Source organism: Stenotrophomonas sp. 3diitr2024 (assembly GCF_042136455.1).
In the GTDB taxonomy this organism is placed as follows: Bacteria; Pseudomonadota; Gammaproteobacteria; order Xanthomonadales; family Xanthomonadaceae; genus Stenotrophomonas; species Stenotrophomonas sepilia.
Genome location: NZ_JBHHMJ010000635.1, coordinates 1 through 10,795 on the forward strand (window position 1 = coordinate 1; position 10,795 = coordinate 10,795).

Annotated in this window: 11 protein-coding genes; all 11 read left to right on the forward strand. The window is 66.5% G+C overall.

Going from position 1 to position 10,795, the window contains the following annotated elements; translation table 11 throughout:
* Positions 1-160: 160 nt before the first annotated feature.
* The 11 genes from flgB (at position 161) to flgL (ending at position 10,750) form a co-directional block, all read left to right on the forward strand.
* The gene (gene flgB / locus ABGA94_RS16410; protein ID WP_005409576.1) at positions 161-556 is read left to right on the forward strand and encodes a flagellar basal body rod protein FlgB; all 396 of its coding nucleotides are present in this window, start codon (positions 161-163) and stop codon (positions 554-556) included.
* 3 nt (positions 557-559) lie between these two features.
* Complete coding sequence (gene flgC, locus ABGA94_RS16415) at positions 560-967, forward strand: flagellar basal body rod protein FlgC (RefSeq protein ID WP_005416461.1); 408 nt, start codon at positions 560-562, stop codon at positions 965-967.
* A gap of 23 nt (positions 968-990) precedes the next feature.
* The gene (locus ABGA94_RS16420) at positions 991-1,674 is read left to right on the forward strand and encodes a flagellar hook capping FlgD N-terminal domain-containing protein (protein WP_262220067.1); all 684 of its coding nucleotides are present in this window, start codon (positions 991-993) and stop codon (positions 1,672-1,674) included.
* 32 nt (positions 1,675-1,706) lie between these two features.
* The gene (flgE, locus tag ABGA94_RS16425) at positions 1,707-2,930 is read left to right on the forward strand and encodes a flagellar hook protein FlgE (protein WP_005416459.1); all 1,224 of its coding nucleotides are present in this window, start codon (positions 1,707-1,709) and stop codon (positions 2,928-2,930) included.
* Positions 2,931-2,962: 32 nt separating this feature from the next.
* A complete protein-coding gene (locus ABGA94_RS16430) occupies positions 2,963-3,712 on the forward strand; it encodes a flagellar basal body rod protein FlgF (protein ID WP_005416458.1) in 750 nt (249 codons plus the stop codon).
* A 103-nt stretch (positions 3,713-3,815) separates the two neighbouring features.
* Entirely contained in the window at positions 3,816-4,601 is a 786-nt protein-coding gene (gene flgG / locus ABGA94_RS16435) for a flagellar basal-body rod protein FlgG (protein WP_005416457.1), read from the forward strand.
* A gap of 22 nt (positions 4,602-4,623) precedes the next feature.
* Entirely contained in the window at positions 4,624-5,316 is a 693-nt protein-coding gene (gene flgH, locus ABGA94_RS16440) for a flagellar basal body L-ring protein FlgH (protein WP_005416456.1), read from the forward strand.
* 2 nt (positions 5,317-5,318) lie between these two features.
* The gene (locus ABGA94_RS16445) at positions 5,319-6,461 is read left to right on the forward strand and encodes a flagellar basal body P-ring protein FlgI (protein WP_032954158.1); all 1,143 of its coding nucleotides are present in this window, start codon (positions 5,319-5,321) and stop codon (positions 6,459-6,461) included.
* 1 nt (position 6,462) lies between these two features.
* The gene (gene flgJ / locus ABGA94_RS16450) at positions 6,463-7,662 is read left to right on the forward strand and encodes a flagellar assembly peptidoglycan hydrolase FlgJ (protein ID WP_005416454.1); all 1,200 of its coding nucleotides are present in this window, start codon (positions 6,463-6,465) and stop codon (positions 7,660-7,662) included.
* An 8-nt stretch (positions 7,663-7,670) separates the two neighbouring features.
* Positions 7,671-9,551 (forward strand): flagellar hook-associated protein FlgK, encoded by a 1,881-nt coding sequence (gene flgK, locus ABGA94_RS16455; protein WP_005416453.1) that lies wholly within the window; start codon positions 7,671-7,673, stop codon positions 9,549-9,551.
* Positions 9,548-10,750 carry a flagellar hook-associated protein FlgL gene (gene flgL / locus ABGA94_RS16460; protein WP_005416452.1) on the forward strand — a complete coding sequence of 401 codons (1,203 nt, stop codon included), beginning with the start codon at positions 9,548-9,550 and terminating at the stop codon, positions 10,748-10,750. Before flgK ends, flgL begins: the two co-directional genes overlap by 4 nt.
* Positions 10,751-10,795: the final 45 nt, after the last annotated feature.

Here is a 10,795-nt window from a genome sequence, read left to right on the forward strand (position 1 = left end):
TTGTGCTTCGCGCGTTGGCGGCGGGTGCAGGCTGGGTAGTTGCCTGCCGCCGTCCGGCACCCCGGAATGGCAGGGGCAGCCGGCCAGCGGCCGGCACTACCCTCTCGAACTTGGCACACCCCTTGCAGCTTCCCGGGCAACGTTCCCGTGGGAGTGCACCGTGCGCAACCTGATTACCGACTACCTGGGCGTCCACGCCCAGGCCATGCCGTTGCGCGAACAGCGGATGAAGCTGATCGCCAGCAACCTCGGCAATGCCGACACGCCCGGCTACAAGGCCCAGGACCTGGACTTCGATGCCGCCCTGCGCCATGCCCAGGGGCAGGATGCCAACGGCCTGATGGCCACCACCCATGAGCAGCACTACGAAATCAGTAGTGGCCTGAACCCGTTCCAGATCGCGCGCGAGGGCGTGCAGCCCAGCCTGGACGGCAACACCGTCGATCCCGACGCCGAGCGTGCCGCCTATGGCCGAGCCGCGCTCGAGTACCGCGCCTCGCTCAGCTTCGTCGAGAGCAAGGTGCGTTCCATGCTGACCGCGATCACGGGGCAATAAGCCATGAGCAACCTGCCGATCTTCGATATCGCCGGCTCCGCGCTGCAGGCGCAGTCGGTGCGCATGAGCACCATCGCCTCCAACCTCTCCAATGCCGACACCGTCGCCGGTTCTGCCGACGCCGTGTACAAGCCGCTGGAGCCGATCTTCCAGGCCGTCACCAGCAAGAACGATCCCAACATCACCTCGGTGAAGGTGAAGGAGATCACCCAGAGCGAGGCGGCGCCGATCAAGCGCTACGAGCCGGGCCACCCGCTGGCAGACGCCGATGGCTACATCTACCAGCCCGACGTCGATCCGGTGGCGCAGATGGTCAACCTGATCTCGACCTCGCGCAATTACCAGGCCGGCGTGGAGATGTTGACCACCGCCAAGGAACTGGCCCTGGCCACCTTGACCATGGGCCGCTGAGGCCCGCAGCACCGGATACCGCCATGACCACCGCCGTCAACAACCAGACCAGCCAGGACGTCTATTCCGCGCTGGGCCTGAACGCCCCCAACAGCAACGCCACGAAAAAGAAGAACACGCTCGACCAGGCCGACTTCCTGCGCCTGATGACCGAGCAGCTGCAGCACCAGGATCCGCTGAAGCCGATGGACAACACGCAGATGGTCGCGCAGATGGCGCAGATGTCCACCGTGCAGGGCATCACCGATCTGAACAAGACGGTGAAGGGCTTCCAGGAATCGATGGCCAGCGACCAGGTGCTGCGTGGCGCGGCGCTGGTCGGCCACCAGGTGCTGGTGCCATCGGAAAAGCTGGTGCTGGAGAAGGAAGGCAGCGTCGAGGGCACGGTGGCCGCGCCGTCGGCCGGCATCATCACCGTGGATATCACCGATGCCACCGGCGCCAAGGTCACCTCGCTGAGCGTGGAAGCCGAGGCAGCAGGCGAAACCGCCTTCCAGTGGGACGGCAAGGACGCCAACGGCAAGCGCATGGAACCGGGCAAGTATTCCATCGTTGCCAACCATGTCGATACCGCCGGCAAGAGCACCAAGCTGTCCACCTATGTGCAGGCGCCGGTGGAAAGCGTGACCGTCGGATCCGACGGCCTGTACCTGAACCTCAAGGGCCTGGGCACGGCCCCGATCGACTACGTGCTCCGCGTCAGCTGAGCCGCACATCCCGCATCAACCAGGAGCATCCCATGGGCTTCAATGTCTCGCTGTCCGGCATCAATGCCGCCAACACCGACCTGAGCGTCACCGCCAACAACGTCGCCAACGTCAACACCACCGGCTTCAAGCAGTCGCGCGCCGAGTTCGCCGATCTGTTCGCCTCCACCAGCTACGGCCTGTCGAAGAACCAGACCGGCTCGGGCGTGCGCGTCTCCAACGTCGCCCAGCAGTTCATCCAGGGCCACAACGAGCAGACCGGGCGCAGCCTGGACATGGCCATTTCCGGTGAGGGCTTCTTCACCATGAACATGAACGGTTCGCGTGTGTACTCGCGTGCCGGCAACTTCCAGACCGATTCGGCCGGCTACGTGGTCAATCCGCAGGGCGCGCGCCTGCAGGTGTTCGCGCCGAATGCCGATGGCACCAACTTCGATGCCGGCCGCCTGGTCGACCTGCAGTTGCTGACCACCGACAGCCCGCCGAAGCAGACCAGCGAAGTGAAGGTGGGCTTCACCCTGCCGGCCAACGCCAAGCAGCCGACCGTGGCCACGTTCGACCCGACCGACTCCAACAGCTACAACCACTCCAGCGGCGGCATCACCGTGTACGACTCGCTGGGCGTGAGCCACATCCAGGTCTCGTACTTCGTGAAGGGCGCCAACCCCAACGAATGGACCGTGCACAACTATGTCGATGGCCAGCCCGCTGGCACCCCGACCGCGGTCACCTTCGACAACAGCGGCAAGCTGACCGCCCCGGCCAACGGCAAGGTTGGCCTCGGCACCTTCACCCCGACCACGGGCGCTGGCCAGCTGAACATGACGCTGGACATCAGCGGTTCGACCCAGTACGGCGAGAAGTTCGCCCTGCGCAACACCCAGCAGGACGGCTATGCCGCCGGCAAGCTCAACGAGATCACTGTGTCCGAGTCGGGCGTGGTCTATGCGCGCTACTCCAACGGCGACGACAAGCCGCTGGGCCAGGTCGCACTGACCACCTTCAACAACACCCAGGGACTGGAATCGAAGGGCAACAACCTGTGGGTGGAGACCTTCGAGTCAGGCACGCCGCGCACCGGAATGCCGGACACCTCCAATCTCGGCAAGATCCAGGCCGGCTCGCTGGAAGCGTCCACCGTCGATCTCACCGAGCAGCTGGTCAACATGATCACCGCGCAGCGCAACTTCCAGGCCAACGCGCAGATGATCACCACGCAGGACCAGATCACCCAGACCGTCATCAACATCCGTTGATGAGCTGCTGACCCTGTCACGGAACTCCCCGCATGGATAAAGCCCTTTACGTGGCGATGACCGGTGCCCGCGCCTCCCTGCAGGCGCAGGGAACGCTCAGCCACAACCTCGCCAACTCGGACACTCCTGGCTTCAAGGAAGCGCTGGCCAACACCGAAGCCTTCCCGATCAAGGGTCCGGGCTTTGCCTCGCGGGTGGATGCGCTGCACGTCGACGCCGGCTTCAACCGCCGGCCCGGCGCGCAGCACATCACCGGCAAACCGCTGGACCTTGCACTGCAGAGCGGCACCTGGCTGGCGGTGCAGGCGAGCGATGGCAGCGAAGCGTATACGCGTGGCGCAGCCCTGTCGGTGACGCCGAACGGCCAGCTGGTGACCTCTGGCGGCCGCACGGTACTGGATGACAACAACAACCCGATCGCCATTCCGCCCTACCAGGCGATGGAGATCGGCGCCGACGGCACGATCTCGATCATCCCGCAGGGCGAAGGCCCGCAGACGATGGCGCAGATCGGCCGGATCAAGGTGGTGCAGGCGCCGGACGAGCGCCTCGAGCGCGGCCTGGATGGCCTGTTCCGCAACACCGACCCGCGCCAGCCGTTCGCACCGGCACAGGGCACCGTCGTGCACAGCGGGCAACTGGAGGGCAGCAACGTCGATGCCGCCGGTGCGCTGGTGCAGATGATCCAGCTGCAGCGCCAGTACGAAATGCAGGTTCAGGTGATCAAGCACGGCGACGACAACGCGCGCAGCGCCAACAGCCTGCTCCGCCTGGGCAGCTGACGAATTTCCGGCGCCGCCCGGGCGCGGCGCTGGCACACCGCTTGCACACCCGCTACCAAGGGCCGCATTGCGCGGCCGGCTTCACCCAGACAGGACTCCGAAGATGAACCAGGCATTGTGGATCGCGAAAACCGGACTGGATGCGCAGCAGATGCGCATGTCGGTGGTTTCCAACAACCTCGCCAACACCAACACCACCGGCTTCAAGCAGGACCGCGCCAGCTTCGAGGACCTGCTGTACCAGCAGGTGCGGCAGCCGGGCGGCTCTTCGTCGGCGCAGACGCAGCTGCCGACCGGCCTGCAGCTGGGTACCGGCGTGCGCGTGGTCGCCACCGCCAAGAACTTCGAGCAGGGTGGCCAGCAGCAGACCGGCCGCGCACTGGACGTGATGGTCAATGGCCGCGGCTTCTTCGAAGTGCAGATGCCCGACGGCAGCTCGGCCTACACCCGTGATGGCTCGTTCAAGATCAACCAGGACAGCGAACTGGTCACCAACAGCGGCTACCCGGTACAGCCGGGCATCCAGATTCCCGAGGGCGCGCAGTCGGTCACCATCGGCAGCGACGGCACCATCAGCGTGAAGATGGCCGACAACGCCGCGTCGGTGGAAGTCGGTGCGCTGACCCTGACCGACTTCGTCAATCCGGCCGGCCTGCAGGCGCGCGGCGAGAACCTGTTCCTGGAAACCACGGCCTCGGGCCCGGCACAGAACGGCAATCCCGGCCTGAACGGTCTCGGCACCGTGGTGCAGGGTGCGCTGGAAGGCAGCAACGTCAATGTGGTGGAAGAGCTGGTGTCGATGATCGAAACCCAGCGCGCCTACGAAATGAATGCCAAGGCGATCTCCACCACCGACTCGATGCTCGGCTATCTCAACAACAAGATCTGACCGGCCCAACCGGGAAACCGCCATGTCGCCCATTTCCAACCTCGCCCGTACTGCCCTCGCCTGCACCGTGGTCGCCCTGCTCGGTGGCTGCGTGATCGCGGGCGACGTGCGCCCCTATCCGGCGATGGCGCCGATCCAGCCGATCATGCCGCCGCAGGCCGCGCCCACCGCCGGTGCGATCTACGCCGCTGGCCCGACCCTGCAGCTGTATTCGGACCGCCGCGCACGCGATGTCGGCGACCTGCTGACGATCACCCTGCTGGAAAACACCACCGCGCAGACCAGCGCCAACACAGCCACCAACAAGGAATCCAACCTGAGCCTGGGCACGCCGTCCATCCTTGGTGCGCCGGTCACCCTGGGCGGCAAGGACATCCTCAGTGCCACCGCCAAGGGCGCGCGTGACTTCACCGGCAAGGGCAACAGCGCGCAGAGCAACCGCCTGCAGGGCAGCGTCACGGTCACGGTGATCCAGCGCCTGCCCAACGGCAACCTGGTGGTGCAGGGGCAGAAGAACCTGCGGCTGAACCAGGGCGATGAACTGGTGCAGGTGCAGGGCATCGTGCGCCCGGGCGACATCAGCCAGGACAACACCATTCCGTCCAGCCGCGTGGCCGAGGCCCGCATCGTCTACGGCGGCCGCGGCCCGGTCGCGCAGTCCAACGCGATGGGCTGGCTGAGCCGCTTCTTCAATTCCGGCCTGACGCCGTTCTGAGTATGGCCATGAAAGCTCTCTTCTCTTCTACGTGGCAGCGACGCATGGCGTCGCTCTACGGATCATTCTTCCTTCTGCTGGCAATGGCTGCGCCTGCCAGCGCCGAGCGCATCAAGGACCTGGCCCAGGTCGGCGGCGTGCGCGGCAATGCGCTGGTGGGCTATGGCCTGGTGGTCGGCCTGGATGGCAGCGGCGACCGTACCAGCCAGGCGCCCTTTACCGTGCAGAGCCTGAAAAACCTGCTTGGCGAGCTGGGCGTGAACGTGCCGCCGAACGTCAATCCGCAGCTGAAGAACGTGGCCGCCGTGGCGATCCACGCCGAACTGCCGCCGTTCGCCAAGCCGGGCCAGCCGATCGACATCACGGTGTCTTCGATCGGCAACGCGGTGTCGCTGCGCGGCGGCTCGCTGCTGATGGCCCCGCTGCGCGGCGCCGATGGCCAGATCTATGCCATCGCCCAGGGCAATCTGATCGTGGGTGGCTTTGGCGCGCAGGGCAAGGACGGCTCCCGTGTCTCGGTGAACGTGCCCAGCGTCGGCCGTATTCCCAACGGCGCCACCGTGGAGCGTGCCCTGCCCGATCCGCTGGCCAACGGCGGCGACATCACCCTGAACCTGCACAACAACGATTTCACCACGGTCTCGCGCATGGTCGCCGCGCTCAACAACGCATTCGGCGAAGGCGCGGCGCGCGCGATCGACGGCGTGACCGTCGCCGTCACCGCACCGACTGATCCGGGCGCACGCATCGGCCTGCTGGCGCGCATCGAGAACCTGGAACTGACCCCGGGCAGCGCCCCGGCCAAGGTGGTGGTCAATTCACGCACCGGCACCGTGGTCATCGGCCAGCAGGTGCGCGTGGGGCCGGCCGCGATATCGCATGGTTCGCTGACCGTGACCATCCAGGAAAACACCAACGTCAGCCAGCCCAATGCGCTGTCGGGCGGCCGTACCGTTGCCAGCCCGCAGTCCACCATCACCGCCACCAACGACGGCAGCCGCATGTTCAAGTTCAGCGGCGGCACCACCCTGGACGAAATCGTGCATGCGGTGAACGCCGTAGGCGCGGCACCGGGCGACCTGATCGCGATCCTGGAAGCCCTGAAGCAGGCCGGCGCACTGAGTGCCGAGCTTGAGGTGATCTGACATGCGCATCAATCCCGCATTCGACCTGCACCCGGCGCAGCAGAACGATCCGGCGAAGATCGACAAGGTCGCTCGCCAGCTGGAAGGCCAGTTCGCACAGATGCTGGTCAAGAGCATGCGCGATGCCAGCTTCGGCGACTCGCTGTTTCCCGGCGAGAACAAGATGTTCCGCGACATGTACGACCAGAAGATTGCCGAGGCGATGACCCGCGGCAAGGGCCTGGGCCTGTCCGGCATGATCACCCGCCAGCTGTCCGGCCAGGCCGCCGAAGGTCCGGCACTGGATACCCGCGTGGATCCGGCCAAGGCCAGCCGTGCTTACCAGCTCAACGCGCCGGCCAGGCCGGCACCGTCGCTGCCCCTGGAAGATGGCAGCCAGGCCGTGCGCATGCTGCAGCAGATGGCGGCCGGCGCACAGCACGGTGCCCAGGCCGCGCTGGCACCGATGGAGCAGGCACTGGACCTGATCGCCGGCCGTGAGAGCAGCGGGCTGCACCGCTCGCTGGGCACCGAGGATCCGTACATCGGCAGCCTGCAGGGCGAGGACTGGGCCGCCAACAGCGACCAGTGGACGGCGACGGCCAGCAATCGCGGCACGGCCGTGAGCCCGGCCGATGCCCTGGCCACGCGCACCGCCGTCGCCCAGCTCGGCGAGCATACCCCGGAGGGCTTCGTCGCCAGTATCTGGCAGCACGCACAGAGCGCGGCCAGGGAACTGGGCGTGGATGCCCGCGCCCTGGTCGCCCAGGCCGCGCTGGAGACCGGCTGGGGCAAGCGCCACATCAAGCATGCCGATGGCAGCACCTCGCACAACCTGTTCGGCATCAAGGCCACTGGCTGGAACGGCCAGCGCGCCACGGCCGGCACCCATGAATATGTCGATGGCGTGCGCCGCAACGAAACCGCCAGCTTCCGCGCCTACGGTTCAGCGGCCGAGAGCTTTGCCGACTACGTGCGCCTGCTGAAGACCAGCCCGCGCTACCAGCAGGCCCTGCAGGCCGGCACCGACGTGCAGGGCTTCGCCCGTGGCCTCCAGCGCGCCGGTTACGCCACCGATCCGCGCTACGCCGCCAAGATCGCTGCGATCGCCGGCGGCCCGACCATCGAGCGCGCCGTAGCCGCCGTGGCCGACGCCGGCTCGCGCCTTGGCCAGACCTTCGCCAGCACCGCGACCGCGGCGCTGGGTATCACCCGTCGTTGAGGAACACCATGTCCAGCGTACTTTCCACCGGTACCGGTGCCCTGCTCGCCTTCCAGCGAGCGTTGGCGACCACCAGCCACAACGTGGCCAACCTCAATACACCCGGCTACAGCCGGCAGAAGGTCAACTTCGCCACCGCCGATCCACAGAACTATGGCTACGGCACGGTCGGCAACGGCACCCGCATCACCGACATCCGTCGCACGGCCGACCAGCTGGCGATCTCGCGCCTGCTCGACAGCAGCGGTGAGCTGGCGCGCCTGAAGCAGCTTTCGGGCATGGCCGACCGGGTCAACGCCCTGTTCTCCGATGCCGCCACCAACGTGGCCGGCGTCTGGTCGAACTTCTTCGACTCGGTCAGTGGCCTGTCGTCCAACGCGGCCGGCACCGCCGACCGCCAGAACATGCTCGACGGTGGCAAGGCGCTGGCCAACCGCTTCGTGCAGCTCAACACGCACCTGAACAATCTCAACAGCGAGGTCAACAACGGCCTGCTGGCCGGTGCGACCGAGGTCAACCGCCTTGCGCAGGAGATCGCGCAGATCAACGGTGCCATCGGCACCAACATTGCCTCGGCTGCACCGGACCTGCTCGACCGCCGCGATCAGCTGATCACCCAGCTGATCGGCTACACCGGTGGCACCGCGGTGATCCAGGACGGCGGCATCATGAATGTCTACACTGCCGGCGGCAACGCGCTGGTGGTGGGTACCACGGCGACCAAGGTCACCACCGTGGCCGATCCTTACCAGCCCGAGCGCCTGCAGCTGGCACTGGAGACCCAGGGCAACACCATCCGTCTCGACCCGAAGGCGGTCGGTGGCCAGATCGGTGGCCTGCTGGAATTCCGCGACACCGTGTTGACGCCTGCGCAGGCCGAACTGGGCAAGCTGGCGGTGGGCCTGGCCGAGAGCTTCAACCAGGTCCACCACCAGGGTGTGGATCTGTATGGCCAGATGGGCGGGGACTTCTTCAACATCGGCAGCCCGCGCGTGACCGGCAACAACAGCAATACCGGAACCGCCAGCCTCAGCGCCACCTATGGCGACCTGGGCAAACTGGACGCGCAGAACGTGGTGCTGCAGTTCGATGGCACCACCTGGAAGGCCAGCCGCGCCGACACCGGCGCCAGCATTCCCCTGACCGGTACCGGCACCGCCGCCGATCCGCTGGTGATCAACGGCGTGAACCTGGTCGTCGGCGGCACCCCGGCGGCCAATGACCGCTTCCTGCTGCAGCCCACCGCCGGCGTGGCCGGCAGCCTGGAGATGGCCATCACCGATCCGTCGCGCATTGCCGCGGCCGCCGCAGTCAAGGGCGCAGCCGCCACCGCCAACACCGGTACCGGCAAACTGAGCGGCGTCACCGTCAACGATTCGGCCAACGCGAACCTGCGCAATCCGTCGGCGATCGTGTTCACCTCGGCGACCACCTACACCATCGACGGTGGCCCGCCTCAGACCTATACGCCTGGCCAGACCATCAGTGCCAACGGCTGGAGCTTCGTACTGGACGGTGCGCCAAAGGTGGGCGATACCTTCAACATCACCCCGACCCCGGCCGGTTCGTCGGACAACAGCAATGCCTCCAGGCTGGCCAAGGTGGAAAGCACGAAGGCCTTCAACGCCGGAACGGTGACACTGAACGGTGCACTGGGTGGCCTGACCACCCAGGTCGGCGCCGCCGCCCGCTCGGCCGAGTACTCGCTCGATGCGCAGCTGGTGATCAATGACAAGGCACAGGAAGCCCGCGACGAGGTCTCCGGCGTGAATCTGGACGAAGAGGCCGCCGACATGCTGCGCCTGCAGCAGGCCTACCAGGCTGCCTCACAGCTGATTTCCACCGCCGACAGCATGTTCCAGACCATCCTGGGGGCCGTCCGCCGATGAGCAGCCGCATCTCCACCAGCATGATGTTCAACCAGTCGGTGTCGCTGATGATGGCCAAGCAGGCCAAGCTCAGCCACCTGGAGCAGCAGATTGCTACTGGCAGCAAGATCGTCAGCGCCAAGGACGATCCGGTTGCCGCCGGCACTGCAGTCGGCCTTGACCGCAGCTTGGCCGCACTGGACCGCATGAAGCTCAACGCCGGCAATGTGCAGAACCGCCTGGGCGTGCAGGAAAACACCCTGGCGCAGGTCAACGACCTGATGGCGCGCGTCAACGATCTGACCATCCAGGCCAGCAATCCGGCACTGAGCGCGGCCGACAAGAAGACGCTGATCACCGAGGTCAACCAGATCCGCGATGGCCTGCTGTCGCTGGCCAACGCCGACGATGGTACCGGCCGCTACGTGTTCGGTGGCACCAACGACGGTGACCCGCCGTTTGCCAAGATCAACGGCAAGGTCGTCTATCGCGGCGACCAGACCCAGCGCCAGGTTGAAGTCGGCCCCGATACCTATGTGCGCGACGCCCTGCCCGGCAGCGAGATCTTCATGCGTATCCCCACCGGCGACGGCTTCGTTGACGGCAGCGCCGCGGCCGGCAACACCGGCAACGGCGTGCTGACCAACATCACCCGCGACGGCAGCGACAGCTGGAACGGCCAGGGCTTCAGCGTGCGCTTCACCACCGGCACCCAGTACGAGGTGGTGGATGGTGCGGGCAACGTGACCGGCACCGGCACCTACAAGGCTGGCGACGACCTGGAAGTGAACGGTGTACGCCTGCGCATCACGGGTGCACCCGCAGCGGGCGACAGCTTCAGCGTCCAGGCCGCCAGCAGCCGCGACATCTTCGCCACCATGGACAACCTGGTCGCCGCGCTGGGTGCCGACACCGGTACCACCGCGCAGATGACTGCGCAGCAGAATCAGCTGCAGAGCGCACTGCGCGACGTGGCGCGCGCCTCGGAGCGGATGATCGATTCGCGCGCTGCGGGAGGCGCGCAGCTGAAGGCACTGGACAACGCGGCGGACATGCGCGAGGCCAATGGCGTGACCCTGAAAACCACGCTGTCGCAGATGCGCGACCTGGATTACGCCGATGCGCTGAGCCAGTACCAGCTGCAGAGCACCGCACTGCAGGCGGCGCAGACGATCTTCTCGCAGATGCAGTCGATGTCGCTGTTCAACAAGCTGCGCTGACGCCACGCCCGAGTCACTCCCGAAAGGCCGCGATGCCCTGCATCG

Excerpts from the sequence above, each read along its gene's own strand:
- flgC (WP_005416461.1), top strand. The coding sequence starts at position 560 with ATGAGCAACCTGCCGATCTTCGATATCGCCGGCTCCGCGCTGCAGGCG.
- ABGA94_RS16420 (WP_262220067.1), top strand. The coding sequence starts at position 991 with ATGACCACCGCCGTCAACAACCAGACCAGCCAGGACGTCTATTCCGCG.
- flgE (WP_005416459.1), top strand. The coding sequence starts at position 1,707 with ATGGGCTTCAATGTCTCGCTGTCCGGCATCAATGCCGCCAACACCGAC.
- ABGA94_RS16430 (WP_005416458.1), top strand. The coding sequence starts at position 2,963 with ATGGATAAAGCCCTTTACGTGGCGATGACCGGTGCCCGCGCCTCCCTG.
- flgG (WP_005416457.1), top strand. The coding sequence starts at position 3,816 with ATGAACCAGGCATTGTGGATCGCGAAAACCGGACTGGATGCGCAGCAG.
- flgH (WP_005416456.1), top strand. The coding sequence starts at position 4,624 with ATGTCGCCCATTTCCAACCTCGCCCGTACTGCCCTCGCCTGCACCGTG.
- ABGA94_RS16445 (WP_032954158.1), top strand. The coding sequence starts at position 5,319 with ATGGCCATGAAAGCTCTCTTCTCTTCTACGTGGCAGCGACGCATGGCG.
- flgJ (WP_005416454.1), top strand. The coding sequence starts at position 6,463 with ATGCGCATCAATCCCGCATTCGACCTGCACCCGGCGCAGCAGAACGAT.
- flgK (WP_005416453.1), top strand. The coding sequence starts at position 7,671 with ATGTCCAGCGTACTTTCCACCGGTACCGGTGCCCTGCTCGCCTTCCAG.
- flgL (WP_005416452.1), top strand. The coding sequence starts at position 9,548 with ATGAGCAGCCGCATCTCCACCAGCATGATGTTCAACCAGTCGGTGTCG.